The sequence below is a fragment of the Companilactobacillus alimentarius DSM 20249 genome, assembly GCF_002849895.1.
Classification (GTDB): Bacteria; Bacillota; Bacilli; order Lactobacillales; family Lactobacillaceae; genus Companilactobacillus; species Companilactobacillus alimentarius.
In genome coordinates this window covers 1,211,096-1,228,990 of the sequence record NZ_CP018867.1, presented here as the reverse complement: position 1 = coordinate 1,228,990, position 17,895 = coordinate 1,211,096, and the positions used below count along the sequence as shown (strand labels likewise).

Below are 17,895 nucleotides of genomic sequence, written 5' to 3'. Positions count from 1 at the left end.
TAATTATAGTTAATAAACTTAAAAGGGATAGATCAATTGCCACAAAAGAGAAGATATACGAAACATCGGACGCCTCGACGCAAAAGCGGACGGAAAAATAATAATACAACTGTCATTTTATTAGCAATTGTGGCTTTATTTGTTATCAGCTTCTTTGGTTACAGGCGATATGTCCAATATCAAAATGAGACGAAAGTTGAAATGGTTCAACAGAAGCACACTGCTTTTATAAAAAAGATTTCGCCATATGCGGTCGAGTTGGGACAGGATTATGGTGTTTTACCTAGTATTACAATTGCCCAAGCTATTTTGGAGAGTGACTGGGGAACCAGTACTTTGGCTAGCCAATATAATAATTACTTTGGTATTAAGGGAGACGATCCTGCAAATACGAAAGTTTTACAGACAAAGGAATATACTGATGGTCAGTGGGTAACTATCAACGGACGTTTTCGAGTTTATTCGGATTTTCGTGAGTCAATGAAAGATCATACAAAATTGTTAGTGAATGGTACCTCGTGGAATTCGCAGCAGTACAAGCAAGTTTTACAATCAAAAGATTATATTGATGCAGCAGTTGCTTTACAAGCTGATGGATATGCGACTGATCCTGGTTACACAAGTAAAATTATTCGGGTTATACAAAAATATAATCTTAAAAAGTATGATCAAGGTATCAAGTGAAAAACAAAGTATGATAGACTCTAATTATTCTATTAAATAGGGGAGAATGTAATGAAGGAACTAGAAGAAAGAATCAAAAAAGATGGTCGTGTTTTAGGCAAGGACGTGCTTAAAGTAGATAGTTTCTTAAACCATCAAATTGACCCAATGTTAATGGAAAGAATGGGCGAAAAATTTTATGAACATTTTAAGGATGCAGGAATCAACAAGATTTTAACAGTTGAATCTTCAGGTATTGCACCAGCTGTTATGACTGGTTTAAAATTTCAAGTCCCAGTTGTTTTCGCTAGAAAGCACAAATCCGTTACTTTGAGCGATGATCTTTATTCATCAGAAGTTTATTCATTTACTAAAAAGACTTCTAACCATATCAGTATTGCCAAGAAGTATCTTTCAAGTAGTGATAAGGTTTTGATTATTGATGATTTCTTGGCTAATGGTCAAGCTGTTAATGGTCTGAATACAATTATTGATGCCGCAGGTGCACAACTAGCTGGCATTGGGATTGTAATTGAAAAGTCTTTCCAAAAGGGAAGACAGATGATTGATAAATCAGGTACACCAATTTATTCATTAGCTAGAATTACCGCTTTTGAAGATGGACAAGTAGTCTTTGGAAAAGAAGACGAATAGTAATTAGGAAGGTGGAATTATGACTTTTATTGCGCCCGGTAAGACATTAGGAATAATCGGCGGAGGCAGTGAGACTTATATTTTTGAATTGGAAGCAAAGCGGATGGGCTTTAGGACTATACTGTTAACTTCTGAAGATAGCGATATTGCGACTCAAGCAGCCGATAGTTATTTAGTCGGTACCTTAGAGGATCTTAAGAATCTAAGTGAATTGGGCCATAGAAGCGACCTCCTTTTGTATATGGATGAAAATTTTGACAGCAGTTTGTTGAAGGAACTTGCTAAAGACTTTAATGTTGTGCAAGGTGCAGATTTGCTGGAAATTGTTCAAGATCGATACATTGAGAGAACTTTTTTGAATGATTTGAATATCAATGTGCCACCGTTCTTTTCAATTGTAACGGTCGATGATATTAAAAGAGCAATTGTAGAGATCGGATTTCCCTGTATTCTTAAACCAATCCAAAAGAATCAATCAGTTTTAAAACGACATATTTTGTACAATTATCGAGATGTTCAACGAGTTCAGAAGTTACTAAAAGATGGAACCTATATCTTGGAGGCTTGGATTGAAACTAAGTCTGAGTATTCCATTATGGTAAGTAAGGGAAAAGATGGTAAAATCCATACTTTTCCAATGATTCAAGAAATTTATGATGGCGAACATTTGATGAGTTCTTTTATATATAAAAAGAATAATCCTGATGTGGAAGCCGAAATGCAGCGAGTTGCGTTGTTGGTAGCTCAGAATGTTAATTATGTAGGGATTTTTGGCATTGGATTCATTTTGTCCGATTCCGGAGTTTTGTACGTCAAAAGAATTTTCCCTGGAATTAATTATTCTGCAAATGTTTATCAAGAAGCAACCGGCATTTCACAGTTCGAACTACATATCAGAGCAATTTGTGATTGGCCGCTTCCTGAAATATTCCCAATGGTCAATGCAGCAACCTTGAAGATTATTGAAGGTAATTTACCGCAAAGTTTAGATTTGCTTCAGGAAAAATCTCAATGGAAATTTAACTATTACACAGGTTTGAAAGCTAAGAATCAAGCCGACAGGGATGTCGGATATATTTCAATTTTTTCGGACGATTTAGAAGAATTAAAAAATGATATCTTAACAACTAATATTTGGAGAGTAGAATAATTCATGATTGATAGATATGTAACTGAACAGATGAAACCAATTTGGACGGACCAAAATAGATTTCAGGCTTGGCTTGAAGTGGAAATTGCCGCTGTTGAAGGATGGAGTAAAGAAGGCGAAATTCCTGCTGAAGATGCTAAGTTGATTGCTCAAAATGCTAAGTTTGACGTAGCTGAAATTGCTGAGATCGAAAAACAAACTAAGCATGACGTAGTTGCTTTTACCAGAGATGTTTCACGTTATTTAGGACCTGAAAAGAAGTGGGTCCACTTCGGACTTACATCGACTGATGTCGTTGATACAGCCTATGGCTACTTGATGAAGCAGGCTAATGATATTATTCGTGAAGATCTCAATGAATTTCTCGAAGTAGTTAAAGAAAAAGCTTTAAAGTATAAAGATACAGTTATGATTGGTAGAACTCATGGAGTACATGCGGAACCTACGACTTTCGGTCTGGTTTTGGCCAATTGGTATTCTGAAATCAAACGTGACATTGAACGTTTCGATCATGCTGCCAAAGGTGTTGAAGCTGGAAAAATCAGTGGAGCAGTTGGTAGTTATGCCAATGTTCCTACAAGTGTAGAAAAATTTGTCTGTGATAAATTAGGCATTCGTGCCCAAGAGATTTCAACACAAGTCTTGCCACGTGATCTGCATGCTGAATACATCCAAACGATGGCTTTGGTTGCTACTTCAATTGAACGTTTCGCTCTAGAAGTACGTCACCTCCAAAGAACCGAAGTGCGTGAAGCCGAAGAGTACTTTGCTGCTGGTCAAAAGGGTTCCAGTGCTATGCCACATAAGCGTAACCCTATTGGTTCTGAAAATGTGACCGGATTAGCTCGTGTAATCAGAGGTCATGCATTTACAGCCTTGGAGGATATGCCATTGTGGCATGAACGTGATATTTCACATTCATCAGCTGAACGTATTATTATTCCAGATACAACAGAGTTGTTAGATTATATTTTGAGAAGATTTACCAAGATCACCAAAGATCTGACAGTTTTCCCCGATAAAATGTTAGAAGATATGAATATTACACATGGTTTAATTTATTCACAACGTGTCTTGTTAAAATTAGTTGAAGCAGGTTATTCTCGTGAACAAGCGTATGATATTGTTCAACCAATGACTGCCAAAGCTTGGGATGAAAAGAAAGATTTCCGAACTATGCTAGAAAATGATTCACGCGTAACTGATAAATTATCCGATGCGGATTTAGATGATGCCTTTGATTATCATTGGCACTTACGTAATGTCGATGAAATCTTTAAACGCGTTGGATTAGAATAAAGAGCGATACAGAACATGCTCAGTCTTCGAGCATTAAGGCAAATAGCGTCAGGTAATCGAACTATGATTACCTGACGCTATTTGTTTTAAGCGGAAAAGACTATGTTCTGTATCGTACTTATATTACAAAAAATAGTTATGATACTAATCTAATTTTTAGATTAAAAACATATGTTCAATTTGAGCCACAGTTTTTCGCTCTAAACACAAAAATTTGCTACAATATAAACAGCTATTTTAAGTACAACTAAATTTTTTTACACAAAGATTTGAGGGATTTTTAAATTGGACGATACTATGTTAAAAGGACTTAACCCCGAGCAACAAGATGCGGTTAAGGCCACACAAGGACCACTTTTGATCATGGCTGGTGCAGGTTCTGGTAAAACACGTGTTTTAACTCACCGTGTAGCCTATTTGATTGAAGAAAGAAATGTCATGCCTTGGCATGTTTTAGCGATTACCTTTACGAATAAGGCTGCTAAAGAAATGAAAGAAAGAATTGGTAAATTATTAGATGAATCTGCCAATGATGTTTGGGTCTCAACCTTTCACTCTCTTTGTGTAAGAATTTTGAGAAGAGATATTGATAAGATGGGTAAGCCTAAGACGTTTACGATTGCTGACCCTAGTGAACAAAGAACTTTAATGAAACAAATTTTGAAGCGAATGAACTTGGACCCGAAGCGTTATGATCCAAGAGCTCTTTTGGGTACAATCAGCAATGCTAAAAATGAGTTACAAACTCCATCGCAATATGCACAAGTGGCTGCTAGTCCTTATGAACAAACGGTTGCCAGTGTTTATGATGCTTACGCTAAAGAAATGGATCGCAACAATTCATTAGATTTTGATGACCTAATTATGACAACTAGTCAACTATTTGATCAAAATCCTGATGTTTTAGATAAATATCAAGAAAAATTCCAATATATTCACGTTGATGAGTACCAAGATACTAATGAGGCTCAATATAAATTAGTTAAACAATTGGGTGCTAAGTATCGCAATGTCTGTGTTGTAGGTGATGCTGATCAGAGTATTTATGGTTGGCGTGGCGCTAATATTCAAAATATTATGAATTTTGAAAAGGATTATCCAGAAGCAACGACAATTAAATTGGAACAAAATTATCGTTCTACTAAATTGATTTTGAAGGCTGCTAATGAAGTCATTAATCACAATTCTAATCGCAAGCCTAAGGAACTCTGGACTGATAATAACGATGGTGAAAAAATTAAATTTTATCGTGGTCAAAATGAGTCAGACGAAGCTTTATACGTGGTCGACCAAATCAAGAACTTACTGTTAAAAGGCTTTAATTATGGTGATTTTGCGGTTCTTTATCGGACTAATGCACAGTCGCGTACGTTCGAAGAGAAATTAATGCAAGCCAACATGCCTTATAAGATTATTGGGGGTCATAAATTTTATGACCGAAAGGAAATTAAGGATGTATTAGGATATTTACGTTTGATTGCTAATCACGATGACTCGATGAGTTTTCAACGTGTGATCAACAGTCCCAAGCGTGGTATTGGTCCGGGGACAATTGATAAGTTACAAAACTATGCTGACGAGCATGGATGGTCCTTGCTAGAGGCCAGTGAAAATATTGAACTTTCGCCATTGGCTGCTAAACCTAGAAAGACGATTGGTCATTTTGCTAAGGTAATTGATGATCTAACTAAGCTTTCTGAGACTGAATCAATGACCGTCTTGATGAATCACTTATTGGAGGATTCCGGTTATATTGATGATTTGAAACAACAGAATAATTTGGAATCGCAAGCTCGTGTTGAAAATATTGAAGAACTTTTGACTGTTTCAACTCAATTTGATCAAGCTTATGAACCAGACCCAGAAGTTGATGAAACTCGTCTAACAACGTTTTTAACTGAATTGTCATTAGTGAGTGACCAAGATGATATTGAAGAAGAACAGACTGAAGTTACTTTGATGACATTACATGCGGCTAAAGGTTTGGAATTTCCAGTAGTCTTTTTAGTTGGTATGGAAGAAGGAATTTTCCCACTAGGTCGCTCGCTACTCAAAGAAGACGACCTAGAAGAAGAGCGTCGTTTAGCATATGTTGGTATCACTCGCGCCGAAAAGAGGCTATACTTAACCAATGCTTACAGTCGTACGCTGTATGGACGAATTCAGAATAATCCAACTTCTCGTTTTGTTGAAGAGATCAACGACGACGCGCTTGAACAAGTAAATCCTAATGCTGGTAACATGGGGACGAGTCGAGAAATGCCTTATAAACAACGTCGTCATCGTGCTGCAACGGCTGCAACCTTTACCTCACCAACTTTAAAAGCCAAGGGTGCACAAGGTGCTGAAAAACTTAATTGGAATGTTGGCGATAAAGTCGACCATAAGAAATGGGGTCGAGGAACCGTCGTCAAAGTTAATGGTGAAGGTAAGAATGCAGAATTGGATATAGCTTTTGACAGTCAAGGCATCAAACGACTTTTGGCTGAATATGCACCAATCAAAAAAGTTACTGATTAATTAAGAGGTGAGAGCATGGCTGAAATAACAAAATCCCAAGCTAGTCAAGAATTAGATAAAATTCGTCCCCAATTGAACAGTTGGCGAGATGCTTATTACACAAAGGATGCTCCCGTAGTAGAAGATAATGTTTATGATAAACTTTATAATCGTCTACTAGAATTAGAAAAAATGTATCCTGAATTAGTCACGCCGGATTCACCATCGCAGGAAGTTGGGGATGTTACATTACCGGATTTTAATAAGGTGACACATGAGATTCCCATGCTGTCGATGGGGGATGTTTTTTCCGAAGCTGAATTGGCCGAATTCAATGATCGAATTGAAAAAAATGTTGGACATGAAGTTGATTATAATGTTGAATTAAAAATTGATGGTCTTTCACTTTCATTAATTTATGAAAATGGTATCTTAGTTCAAGGGTCAACTCGTGGCAATGGTACAATCGGTGAAAATGTAACTGAAAATGTTAAGACAATTGAGGACATTCCACAAAAATTAAGTCGTCCTTTGTCATTTGAAGTTCGTGGCGAATGTTTCATGTCTAAAAAAGAATTCTTACGTTTGAATCAAGAACGTGAGAATCAGGGACATCAAGTTTTTGCTAATCCTCGAAATGCGGCCGCTGGTAGTTTAAGACAACTAGATCCTAAGATTACAGCCTCAAGAAAATTGAAGACATTTATGTACACGATTGTGACTTTCGATGATCTAAACGTTACAACGCAACATCAGGCTTTGGAGACCTTGAAAGATTTAGGCTTCAATGTTAATCCAACAGCCCAAGTGACAACTGGTTTGAATGGTGTAAAAGATTTTATTGAACGTTATGGCGAATTGAGGGATAAATTAGATTATGGTATTGATGGGGTTGTTTTGAAAGTTGATGATTTAGCACTTCAACAACAACTCGGTAATACGGTAAAAGTGCCACGTTGGGAAATTGCTTATAAGTTTCCACCAGAGCAGGCTGAATCAATCGTTCATGAAATTACTTGGACAATTGGAAGAACCGGTGTCTTGACACCAACAGCTGTGATGGATCCAGTTAGTTTAGCTGGAACTACCGTTTCGCGTGCTACATTACATAACGAAGATATGATCAAGCAAAAAGATATTCGTATCGGTGATACTGTTTTATTGCACAAGGCTGGCGATATTATCCCAGAAGTTTCACAGGTTGTTTTGAATAAACGTCCTAAGGACTTAATACCAGCTGAGATTCCTACTCACTGTCCCTACTGTGGTTCGGAATTGATTCATTTGGAAGATGAGGTGGCTTTGCGTTGTATTAATCCCAAGTGTCCAGCTCAAGTTAAAGAACAATTAACACATTTCGCTTCTCGAAATGCGATGAATATTGACGGGCTAGGTCCTAAAATTATCGAACAGCTTTATACTAAAGAGTTGATTAAAGATGTGGCAGATCTATATAAATTAACCGCTGATGATTTGGCTACTTTAGATGGATTTAAAGAGAAATCAATTAATAATCTTTTGACGGCAATTGATAATTCTAAAAGTAATTCCGTTGAACGTTTATTGTTTGGTTTAGGGATTCGTCATGTCGGAGCTAAGGCTGCTAGAATTTTAGCCGAGCATTTTGGTGATTTAGATAGTATAATGAATGCTTCATCTGAAGAAATTCTTGAAGTTAATACAATGGGTGAGATAATTGCTAATAGTATTTCAACTTATTTTAAGAATGATGATGTTAAAAAATTAATAAATGAATTAAAATCAGTAGATATTAATATGAATTTTATTGGTAGTTCGAATTCTAATGAAACAAATGACCATTTTACTGATAAAATAATTGTTATAACCGGAACATTACAAAATTATAAACGTTCACAGTTGACTGAAATGTTAGAAAATCTTGGTGCTAATGTAACTAGTTCCGTCACTAAGAAAACCGATATTTTGATTGCTGGAAAAAAAGCTGGCAGCAAATTAACTAAGGCACAGCAATTGGGAACGCAGATTATTGATGAATCAACATTGTCCAGTTTTTTGGATGATGCCAAAGAGTAGGAGAACAGTTTTGAAAAAATTCTTAAAAACTACATCATTATTACTGATGTGCTCGTTTCTTTTAGCTGCCTGTGGTAATCTACAGGATTCTAGTTTGTCATCAGGTGGCAGCGATACAAGTAAAAGCAATGTTCAGACGACAACCTCATCTGACTCGAGTAGTTATGATGTTTTATTAAGTGGTGGAAAATACAAGACTAGTGCTATTTCTGGAATTACTGCTGCTGATAATACTAATCAATTTAATAGTAGAAGTTTTGAAAGTGGATTGATGAAGTTGTCGAAGAAACAATTTTCAACTAATTCATATGTTTTCCAAGAAGGACAGATTTTATCCGCTAGTACTGTAACTAATTGGTTGGGTCGTAAGTCTAAGAAGAATTCTTCTGGACTTAACCCTCAATCCAATGGGTCAACTGCTGAAAATAAACGTACACCAATGTATTTTCAACAAATGTTGGAAGAGGATTATTTAACTAAGCAGGATGGTAAATACAAATTGGCAGGGATGTCGATTGGTATTGCGATGAATAAAACTGATTACTATCAGAAAAAACAATATGGTGCCACATATAAGACAAGTATCAGTACTGAGGAACAAAAAGAACAAGGTGAAAGGATTGCTAAAGAAGTAGTTAAACGACTTCGTGCTAATAAAGAAGTTGGCAATATTCCAATCGTCGTGGGCTTGTATTCAGTAGCGCCTCAAGATACTCTTGTCGGTGGGACTTATTTCCAATATTCTGTTAGCAAGAGTAGTTCTTTAGGTGATTGGACAACGTTGGATTATAAGAATCAAATGTTGCCAACTGTTAATGGAGAGAATGCCATCAGCAGTAGTGATTCTGATGCCTTTTCGAATTTTAAAGATCACATTGAGAATTATTTCCCTAATCTTTCTGGTGTAACAGCTCAGGCTCATTATGATGGAACTAGTTTGAAATCAATGGATATTACGATCAATACACAATTCGATGGTTTGGCTCAGATAACTAGTTTCACTCAGTTTGTTCAACAGAGTGCTTCGAAGTACTTGCCATCGGGAGCTGATTTGGATATTAATATTCAGACAGTTGACGAGCAACAATCAGTGGTTACGAGAACTAATGGTAAATTCACTTCACACGTTTATGATGCAGATTAAAAAAGGAGAAACTTTATGATTTCAAAAGATGAAATTTTACATGTTGCTAAATTAGCTAACTTGAAACTTCAAGATGATGAAGTAGATGATTTTGTCAGTCAATTAGGCAAGATTGTCGATATGGAAGGTAACTTGGCTAGCGTCGATACTAAGGGTATCGAACCAACTTACAACATGGGTGATACAGAAACTGTCTTCCGTGAAGATAAGGGGATTCACACTCAGACTAGAGAACAAATGCTTGAAAATGTTCCCGAAACCGACAATAACCTTATTAAAGTTCCAACGATTGTTGACAAGGAGGACGATGAATAGTGGATTACATGAAGGAAACAATCGATTCGTTGCATAAGAAATTATCCGACAAAGAATTGACTGCAGAAGATTTAACTAATCAAACTTTGAGTGATATCAATTCAAAAGAAGACAAGCTCAATACTTTTATCACAGTGAACGATAAAGCAATTGATACTGCAAAAAAGATTGATGAAGATGGCATTAGGGGTCCTTTGTCAGGAATTCCAATTGCTATCAAGGATAATATTGTAACTAACGGTTTGAAGACAACTGCCGCAAGTAAAATTTTGTACAACTTTATGCCTGTTTATAACGCTACTGTTATGGATAAATTAGATAAAGCTGGTGCAATTGATATCGGTAAAACTAATCTTGATGAGTTTGCTATGGGTTCATCCACAGAAACATCTTATTTTGGTACATCAGTTAATCCTTGGGACTTTAGTCGTGTACCTGGTGGATCTTCTGGTGGTTCAGCTGCTGCTGTAGCTTCTGGTGAAGTAATTGCTGCTTTAGGTACAGATACTGGTGGCTCAATTAGACAACCAGCTGCTTTTAATGGTATTTTTGGAATCAAACCAACTTATGGTCGTGTTTCACGTTGGGGCGTTATTGCTTTCGCTTCAAGTCTTGACCAAGTTGGTGTCATGTCAAAACGCGTAGAAGATTCTGCTAAAGTTCTTTCAGTGATTTCTGGTCATGATGATCATGATTCAACTAGTTCGGCTAAAGAAGTTCCTGATTATCAAGCTAATTTGAACAAGGATATGTCTGGCGTTAAAATTGCTGTTCCTAAGGAATTCTGGCAAGAAGGCACACATAAAGATGTATTAGAAAACGTTAATAAAGCTTTGGATGCTTACAAGAAGATGGGAGCTACTGTTGAAGAAGTTAGCTTACCTACTTTGAAACATGCGGTTGAAGTTTATTATGTTTTGGCATCTAGTGAAGCTTCATCTAACCTTCAAAGATATGATGGTGTTAGATACGGTTATCGTGCTAAAGATGTTAAGAATATCAATGATTTGTTCGTTAACTCTAGATCTGAAGGTTTCGGTGATGAAGTAAAACGTCGTATCATGTTAGGTACATTTGCTTTGTCAGCTGGCGCTTATGATGCTTACTTTAAGAAGGCTGCTGAAGTTAGAACTATCTTTATTAAAGAAATGACAGATGTCTTAAAAGACTATGATTTAATTATGGGACCATCAACAACTACACCTGCTTTCAAGATTGGTGAAAAGGTTGACGATCCATTGGCTATGTATATGAATGATATTTTGACAATTCCAGCTAACTTAGCCGGTCTACCAGCTGCTTCTGTTCCTGCTGGATTGGCTGAGGGTCTACCTGTTGGTTTGCAAATTATTGGTAAGCCATTTGCTGAACAAGATGTTTTGAATGCTGCATATGCATTGCAAGAAGAAAATAAATTTTATGAACAAATACCAACTGCACTTAAGGGGGAAGACTAATGAATTTTGAAACGACTATCGGACTAGAAGTCCATGTTGAATTAAAGACAAAATCCAAAATGTATAGTCCTTCACCAGTTGCTTATGGTGCTGAATCTAATATCAATACCAATGTTATTGACTTTGGTTTTCCAGGAACATTACCAACTGTAAATAAAGAGGGTTATCGTTTAGGTGTCATGGTAGCTTTGGCTTTAAATGCTCAAGTTGAAAATCATACACACTTTGATCGTAAGAACTATTTCTATCCTGATAATCCTAAAGCTTATCAAATTACTCAACAAGACAAACCATTAGCACATGATGGTTATATTGAAGTTGAGGTTGATGGTAAAAAGAAGAAGATCGGTATTGAAGAACTTCACGTTGAAGAGGATGCCGGTAAGAATACGCACGGAAATAATGGTTATTCTTATGTCGATTTGAACCGTCAAGGTACACCATTGATTGAAATTGTTTCAAAACCTGACATGCATTCTCCAGAAGAGGCTTATCAATATCTAGAAAACTTACGTAAGATTATTCAATTTACTGGTGCATCTGATGTTAAGATGGAAGAAGGGTCAATGCGTGTTGATACTAATATTTCCATCCGTCCAGTTGGTTCAAATACTTATGGTACTAAAGTTGAGTTGAAGAACTTGAACTCATTCAATCATGTTAAGTTAGGACTCGCTTATGAAGAGCAACGTCAAGCTGCTATTTTGAAGCAAGGCGGAACAATTGGTCAAGAGACAAGACGTTTTGATGAAAAGACAGGTGAAACATTCTTAATGCGTGTTAAATCTGGTGCGGATGACTATCGTTACTTCCCAGAACCTGATTTACCTGATTATGAAATTTCACCAGAATGGGTTGCTGAAATCAAAGCTGGTTTGCCAGAAACTGCTGCCAAGAGACGTGAACGCTATATCAATGAGTTAGGTATTCCTGAATATGATGCAGGTGTTCTTACTGATACAAAGGAAATGTCAGATTTCTTTGATGAAGCTGTTTCTTATAAGGCTAATCCAAAATTAGTTTCTAACTGGTTGATGGGTGAAGTTAATGGTTATTTGAACGAAAAACGTATTGGCTTGTTAGATACTAAATTGACACCAGAACATTTGGCTAAGATGATCAATTTGATTTCTAATGGAACAATTTCTTCTAAGATTGCGAAGAAAGTATTCCAAGAAACTATTGCTAATGGAACTGAGCCTGAGAAATGGGTCAAAGATAAGGGGCTTGTTCAAGAGTCAGATCCTGATGTATTGAAACCAATGATTTTAGAAATTCTAGATAATAATCAACAATCAATTGATGACTTTAAGAATGGTAAAGATCGTGCCGTCGGCTTCTTGATTGGACAAATCATGAAACAGACTCATGGACAGGCCAATCCTAAGGTTGCTAATAAGCTTTTGATGGAAGAATTAAAGAGTCGTTAGTGAGGGAAAGATATGCGTGCTAGACTTATTTATAATCCAACTTCAGGTCATGAGACTATGAACAGTAATGTTGGAGATATTTTGAATATTATTGAAAAAGCTGGTTATGAGGCTAGTGCTTACCGAACTACACCAAAGAAGAACTCAGCCAAAAATGAAGCCAGAAGAGTAGCTAAAGAGGGATTTGATTTAATCGTTGCTGCTGGTGGAGATGGAACTATCAATGAGGTCGTTAATGGGATTGCCGATTTGGATAAGCGCCCAGAGATGGCAATTATTCCTGCTGGAACTACTAATGATTATGCTCGAGCTCTAAAGATACCTCGAGATGACGTGGTTGAAGCGGCTAAGGTTATTTTGAAGGGTCAAAAACTACCAGTTGATATTGGACAAGCTGGCGAAAAGTATTTTATTAATATCGCCGGTGGTGGTTCAATGACGGAATTAACGTATGAAGTTCCGTCAGCTTATAAATCAATTTTGGGATATTTAGCTTACTTAGTTAAAGGAGCTGAAATGTTGCCTCGCGTTAGTCCGATTGACATGCACATCGAATATGATGGCGGTGTTTTTGATGGAAAAGCCACGATGTTTTTGATAGGATTAACTAACTCGATTGGTGGAATGGAACAGATTGCACCTAATTCAGTGATTGGTGATGGAACCTTTTCATTGATCATTGTTAAAGAGACTAATTTGCGTGACTTGGTTCACTTGATTGCTTTAGTTTTAAATGGTGGTCGTCATGTCTACAATCCTAAGGTTATTTATACGAAAACTAAACGTATTTCGGTACATGCAAATGATGAGAATCGTTTGATGGTTAACCTTGATGGTGAGTATGGTGGGGATGCACCAATGGAATTCGTTAATTTGCATGGACATTTAAATATTTATGCTAATGTGGATTCAATTCCCTTAAAAGCAATTGATACGCCAACGCTTAGCGAAAAAGATGCTGGCGAAAAGATTATCGAAGAAGAACGTAATCTCGATAGTAAAAATAAAGATAAGAAATAAAAAAAGAAATTGGAAGTGGATCAGTTTTGGACACTTCTTTTTTCTATGTATAGGTGAAAAATGGATAAACCAAATTTAAAGAAGAATCAAAAGATTGATCTTGAAATTCAAGATCTTTCGTATGAAGGCAAGGGTGTAGCTAAAGTTGATGACTTTACACTCTTTGTTGATAACGCATTGCCAAATGAAACGGTGAATGCCGTTATTACACGGATTAATAAGAATTTTGGCTTTGCAAGAACTTTAAAAGTGCTTAAAGAATCTCCTGATCGTGTGCATGATATTGATGCAATTTATGCTCAAACTGGAATTGCACCTTTGAGTCATTTGAAGTATGACAAGCAACTAGAATTCAAGCATAATCAAGTTGTCACAGATATGGAAAAGATTGGTTTAAAGAATGTAACGGTTAACGATACTGTAGGGATGGAATCACCATTCAATTACCGTAACAAGGCTCAAGTGCCAGTTCGTCAAATTAATGGTAAATTAACAACTGGTTTTTATCGTCGTCGTTCACATGATTTAGTACCAATGGAAAACTTCTTGATCCAAGATGTTAAAATTGATGCTGAAATTATCAAAGTCCGTGATGTTTTACGTAAATATAAAGTCCGTGGCTATGATGAACAAAATCAAAAAGGTCAAATTAGAACAATCATGGTACGTCGTGCTTACTTTACTGGTGAGATGATGGTTGTTTTGGTTTCGCGTACACGTGATATTTCCCATTATAAGGACATTGCTAAAGAAATCATGGACAATCCTGAAGTAAAATCATTGTATTTGAATGTAAATTCTAAAAATACAAATGTTATCTTTGGTCAAGAAATGACTCTATTAGCTGGTAAGAAATATATTGATGATAAAATTCTAGGTCACACATACCGAATTTCACCAAGATCTTTCTACCAAGTTAATCCTGTTCAAACACAAAAACTTTATCAAATGGCAATCGACAAAGCTGAATTGACCGGCAAGGAAAATGTTGTTGATGCTTATTCTGGTATTGGTACAATTGGAATTTCCTTGGCTGATAAAGCAAAGCATGTAACTGGTATCGAAGTTATTGAAGATGCGGTAAAAGATGCTGATCAAAACGCTAAATTGAATAATATTGAAAATGCCGATTTTGTTGTTGGTAAAACCGAAGATGTCCTAAACGAATGGGCAAAGAACAACATGTCAGTTGACGTTTTGATGGTTGATCCTCCACGTAAAGGTTTGGCTAACTCTTTGATTGATTCACTGAAGAATATTAAACCTAAGAAGATTGTTTATATCAGTTGTAATCCAGCCACTTTAGCTAGAGATTTGTCATTATTAAGTGATACATATGAGATTGGCGATATTACACCAGTTGATATGTTCCCTATGGCAAACCATATTGAAAGTGTTGTTGGTTTGGATTTGAAATAACCAATACGTATAATCAAAAAACTGCAACTAAATTAGTTGCAGTTTTTTTGACGTCTTTTAGAATAGAGGAAAATGAAAATTAAAGGAGAAAACGATGAATTGGATATTAGGCATTGGTGCATTAGCCCTAGGAATTTGGCAACTAGTTGTATCTAAGCAATATTTTGACAATATGAAAAATCAGTCAGCACCATTGTTATTTTCCATTATCGCTGTGATTTTTAGTATGCTTTTTGCAGCTTTTTTGATTGTTTATGGTTTAATAAAGCTTTTTACTTAACGTTAATCGGTAAAAACACGACGTTCATAAGAATTTTATGTTTAGCTTATTGTTTTTGAAATATAATGTTTCCATAACTAAGAATTGAGGGAATATTATGGAAATAATAGATCGTAAAAGAATTTTCTTAGGCAATAACTTAAGAGAATGTCGTAAACAATTAAAATTGTCAGAACAAGAAGTCTCTAAGATGATGCATGTTGATATTACGACGATTTCAAAATATGAACATAATACGAGAACTCCCGATATCTATACAATGATACGTTTTGCCGATATGTACGGAGTAAGTTTGGATGCGTTGGTTGGTAGGTAAATTATGAATAGAACAAATTAAATAATTTGAATAAATAAAAAGTAGAATCCAGAAATCAATTTGATTTCCTGAATTCTACTTTTCTTTATGAGACATTAATTTAATCAGTTCCTTATTTTTTCTAAAAGAAACTTCACAACTGGATTCATCAACGAAAAATAATTCTCTAGTTTTACTATCGTAACTAGAAACGTTGTCAAGATTAACTAAGTAGCTTCTGTTGCAACGAAAAAGGTTCGGGTAATTTTTTTCGAAGGTATTGAGTGAGCCATTGAATTCAGCTAATTGATTTTTAGCGATAACAAAGATTCGCCCAGGAATATCTTTCTTGGTATAGAGCATGATGAGATCATCCATAGTGATAGAAAAGAAGCGGCTGCCAATTTTGTAGTCGAGACGATTTTTGGAGCAGTGGTTATATTCTTGTAATTCTTTTTTTGTATCTCCGATATCTTCAGTGATTCGTTTCTTGATTTCCTCTAATCCCTTATCCTTTAGAATGTAATCCATCGGAGCAATTTTACGTTCCAATGTGGTTAAAGAGAGTTCATCATGGGTCGTGATAAAGACAATCTGCGATAAGGGTGAATCTTGACGAATCCTTTGGGCTAATTTCAATCCAGCCGTTTTGTCATTGAGAATTTGCATATCCAAAAAATAAAGTGCTTGTTTTTTAGGAATGTATTTTTTAAAGAAGTGATCAGTTGTTCCAGAACTTGATATGAGTTCCATGTTAGTATCGTTAATCAGAATACCATTTTTAATAAATTCGGCGTATTTCTGTCTTTGAATTTCGTTGTCTTCCAATAAATAAACAGGGTACAATTAATCACCTCCAACAATGATAAGGGTCATCAATAGATGTTCATGAATTATTTTTGTTTCTAAATAAAGATTATCAGTTTGGCTGATCAATTTGCGGACGTTACTTAAGCCAAAACCTGAATGGGAGATTTTAGTTGAGTAACCACTTTTGAAAATATTTTTGAGGTTTATATCATCTTTCAAAGGATTATCAATTGTGATTTCAGTAGTTTGACTATTTTGGGTAATCGCACAAGTGATTCTTTTGTCTCCAGTTGTAAAGCTGTCAACATATTCTAACGCATTGTCGATCAGGATTCCTAGAATTCTAACTGTGATCAAACTATCAGTTTTAAATTGGTAATTATCTCTCATTAACTCCAAATGAAAATCAATTTTACGACTTTGCGCAATAAAGAATTTTTGAATAATTAAACCACGGATCAAATCACTATCAATTTTACTAACTTGAGAAATATTGCCTTGACTGATTGTGGACATTTCTTTGTTTTCTTGAGTAATATCGTGATAATAATTTTTTAATTCTTGAGAATTACTTGAATCAATCAGTGGCTTAATAGCTAGCATGATATTTTGAAAGTCGTGTTTGAATTTGCGCAATTCAGTATATTGTTGCTGCACACTAGTTAGATATTCGTTTAGTTGTTTATTATAAGTTACCTTTTCACGAGCCTCATTTTGAATGGCTATCGTGTGAACGAAGAAGACCAGTTGATAGTAAGCAACGATTAATAGAATTGAAAAAATTAAAATAATGCTGGCTTGAATTGTTGCTGTGACTGCCTGTAGATCACTAATGATCAATATAATCATGAATGAAATAAAAATACTAAAAGTCAAAGCAAAAACACGTTTACCGAGTTGATATTTTTCAATTTGAATCCATAAATTAATGGTTTGATAACGAAAATGCTGAATAATTATAATTAGAATAGCTAAATAAGTAATATTGATAAGTAGTGAAGTTGTAACAAAGTATTCCTGATAAGTTTCTAATAATTTTAATTGCCATTTATTGTTGGAAATGAAAAAGATAATTCTGGAAGTGTAAGAGCCTAAGCAGAATAAAACTAGTTCAATATTAGCGGCCATGATTAAAGCAATTGATTTTTGCATATTGAGACGATCTTTTTTTACGAATAACCAATAGAGCAATAATAGTAATCCTACGAAAAAGAGAATGAAGATATCATCAACAAATAAACCGATATAACCAAAAATTAAGGATAAGGTTATATCGGTAAATATTTCTTTGAAATTGAAATCTTTAATAAAGTAATTTTTTAATTGAAGAATTGCAAACAGAACAAAAAAGTTTGTTACCAATTCTAGTTTCCAGTCTATATATACCATATGCCAATTGTATTTA

Annotated in this window: 16 protein-coding genes; 14 read left to right on the top strand and 2 right to left on the bottom strand. The window is 35.5% G+C overall.

What is annotated here, in order from left to right; genetic code table 11:
- The first annotated feature begins 36 nt into the window (after nucleotides 1–36).
- From LA20249_RS05905 to LA20249_RS05840, 14 genes are all read left to right on the top strand, one after another.
- The gene (locus tag LA20249_RS05905) at nucleotides 37–684 is read left to right on the top strand and encodes a glycoside hydrolase family 73 protein (RefSeq protein WP_057738632.1); all 648 of its coding nucleotides are present in this window, start codon (nucleotides 37–39) and stop codon (nucleotides 682–684) included.
- A 51-nt stretch (nucleotides 685–735) separates the two neighbouring features.
- Nucleotides 736–1,317 carry a xanthine phosphoribosyltransferase gene (locus tag LA20249_RS05900; RefSeq protein WP_057738630.1) on the top strand — a complete coding sequence of 194 codons (582 nt, stop codon included), beginning with the start codon at nucleotides 736–738 and terminating at the stop codon, nucleotides 1,315–1,317.
- 19 nt (nucleotides 1,318–1,336) lie between these two features.
- Nucleotides 1,337–2,467: an ATP-grasp domain-containing protein gene (locus LA20249_RS05895; RefSeq protein ID WP_057738628.1), complete on the top strand. Its 1,131-nt coding sequence runs from the start codon at nucleotides 1,337–1,339 to the stop codon at nucleotides 2,465–2,467.
- Nucleotides 2,468–2,470: 3 nt separating this feature from the next.
- Nucleotides 2,471–3,766 carry an adenylosuccinate lyase gene (gene purB, locus LA20249_RS05890; protein WP_057738627.1) on the top strand — a complete coding sequence of 432 codons (1,296 nt, stop codon included), beginning with the start codon at nucleotides 2,471–2,473 and terminating at the stop codon, nucleotides 3,764–3,766.
- 297 nt (nucleotides 3,767–4,063) lie between these two features.
- Entirely contained in the window at nucleotides 4,064–6,286 is a 2,223-nt protein-coding gene (gene pcrA / locus LA20249_RS05885; RefSeq protein ID WP_057738693.1) for a DNA helicase PcrA, read from the top strand.
- Between the two features lie 15 nt (nucleotides 6,287–6,301).
- On the top strand, nucleotides 6,302–8,320 hold the full coding sequence (gene ligA / locus LA20249_RS05880; RefSeq protein ID WP_057738625.1) for an NAD-dependent DNA ligase LigA: 2,019 nt from the start codon (nucleotides 6,302–6,304) through the stop codon (nucleotides 8,318–8,320).
- Between the two features lie 10 nt (nucleotides 8,321–8,330).
- A complete protein-coding gene (locus tag LA20249_RS05875) occupies nucleotides 8,331–9,464 on the top strand; it encodes a CamS family sex pheromone protein (RefSeq protein WP_057738623.1) in 1,134 nt (377 codons plus the stop codon).
- Nucleotides 9,465–9,479: 15 nt separating this feature from the next.
- Nucleotides 9,480–9,779: an Asp-tRNA(Asn)/Glu-tRNA(Gln) amidotransferase subunit GatC gene (gatC, locus tag LA20249_RS05870; RefSeq protein WP_057738621.1), complete on the top strand. Its 300-nt coding sequence runs from the start codon at nucleotides 9,480–9,482 to the stop codon at nucleotides 9,777–9,779.
- Entirely contained in the window at nucleotides 9,779–11,236 is a 1,458-nt protein-coding gene (gene gatA, locus LA20249_RS05865; RefSeq protein WP_057738619.1) for an Asp-tRNA(Asn)/Glu-tRNA(Gln) amidotransferase subunit GatA, read from the top strand. The genes gatC and gatA overlap by 1 nt, the downstream gene beginning before the upstream one ends.
- The gene (gene gatB / locus LA20249_RS05860; RefSeq protein ID WP_057738617.1) at nucleotides 11,236–12,666 is read left to right on the top strand and encodes an Asp-tRNA(Asn)/Glu-tRNA(Gln) amidotransferase subunit GatB; all 1,431 of its coding nucleotides are present in this window, start codon (nucleotides 11,236–11,238) and stop codon (nucleotides 12,664–12,666) included. The genes gatA and gatB overlap by 1 nt, the downstream gene beginning before the upstream one ends.
- A gap of 12 nt (nucleotides 12,667–12,678) precedes the next feature.
- Entirely contained in the window at nucleotides 12,679–13,686 is a 1,008-nt protein-coding gene (locus tag LA20249_RS05855) for a diacylglycerol kinase (protein WP_057738615.1), read from the top strand.
- A gap of 60 nt (nucleotides 13,687–13,746) precedes the next feature.
- Nucleotides 13,747–15,105, top strand: a complete 1,359-nt coding sequence (rlmD, locus tag LA20249_RS05850) for a 23S rRNA (uracil(1939)-C(5))-methyltransferase RlmD (protein ID WP_057738613.1) — start codon at nucleotides 13,747–13,749, stop codon at nucleotides 15,103–15,105.
- Between the two features lie 94 nt (nucleotides 15,106–15,199).
- On the top strand, nucleotides 15,200–15,385 hold the full coding sequence (locus LA20249_RS05845; RefSeq protein WP_057738611.1) for a hypothetical protein: 186 nt from the start codon (nucleotides 15,200–15,202) through the stop codon (nucleotides 15,383–15,385).
- 97 nt (nucleotides 15,386–15,482) lie between these two features.
- Nucleotides 15,483–15,701, top strand: a complete 219-nt coding sequence (locus LA20249_RS05840) for a helix-turn-helix domain-containing protein (RefSeq protein WP_057738609.1) — start codon at nucleotides 15,483–15,485, stop codon at nucleotides 15,699–15,701.
- 75 nt (nucleotides 15,702–15,776) lie between these two features.
- Here LA20249_RS05840 and LA20249_RS05835 read toward each other — a convergent pair whose 3' ends face one another.
- Nucleotides 15,777–16,526 carry a response regulator transcription factor gene (locus LA20249_RS05835; RefSeq protein ID WP_057738607.1) on the bottom strand — a complete coding sequence of 250 codons (750 nt, stop codon included), beginning with the start codon at nucleotides 16,524–16,526 and terminating at the stop codon, nucleotides 15,777–15,779.
- Entirely contained in the window at nucleotides 16,527–17,852 is a 1,326-nt protein-coding gene (locus LA20249_RS05830) for a sensor histidine kinase (RefSeq protein ID WP_057738605.1), read from the bottom strand.
- Nucleotides 17,853–17,895 lie beyond the last annotated feature (43 nt).

What these genes read in the sequence shown, in the direction of transcription:
- LA20249_RS05900 (WP_057738630.1), top strand. Translation starts at nt 736, where the DNA reads ATGAAGGAACTAGAAGAAAGAATCAAAAAAGATGGTCGTGTTTTAGGC.
- LA20249_RS05895 (WP_057738628.1), top strand. Translation starts at nt 1,337, where the DNA reads ATGACTTTTATTGCGCCCGGTAAGACATTAGGAATAATCGGCGGAGGC.
- purB (WP_057738627.1), top strand. Translation starts at nt 2,471, where the DNA reads ATGATTGATAGATATGTAACTGAACAGATGAAACCAATTTGGACGGAC.
- pcrA (WP_057738693.1), top strand. Translation starts at nt 4,064, where the DNA reads ATGTTAAAAGGACTTAACCCCGAGCAACAAGATGCGGTTAAGGCCACA.
- ligA (WP_057738625.1), top strand. Translation starts at nt 6,302, where the DNA reads ATGGCTGAAATAACAAAATCCCAAGCTAGTCAAGAATTAGATAAAATT.
- gatC (WP_057738621.1), top strand. Translation starts at nt 9,480, where the DNA reads ATGATTTCAAAAGATGAAATTTTACATGTTGCTAAATTAGCTAACTTG.
- gatB (WP_057738617.1), top strand. Translation starts at nt 11,236, where the DNA reads ATGAATTTTGAAACGACTATCGGACTAGAAGTCCATGTTGAATTAAAG.
- LA20249_RS05855 (WP_057738615.1), top strand. Translation starts at nt 12,679, where the DNA reads ATGCGTGCTAGACTTATTTATAATCCAACTTCAGGTCATGAGACTATG.
- rlmD (WP_057738613.1), top strand. Translation starts at nt 13,747, where the DNA reads ATGGATAAACCAAATTTAAAGAAGAATCAAAAGATTGATCTTGAAATT.
- LA20249_RS05845 (WP_057738611.1), top strand. Translation starts at nt 15,200, where the DNA reads ATGAATTGGATATTAGGCATTGGTGCATTAGCCCTAGGAATTTGGCAA.
- LA20249_RS05840 (WP_057738609.1), top strand. Translation starts at nt 15,483, where the DNA reads ATGGAAATAATAGATCGTAAAAGAATTTTCTTAGGCAATAACTTAAGA.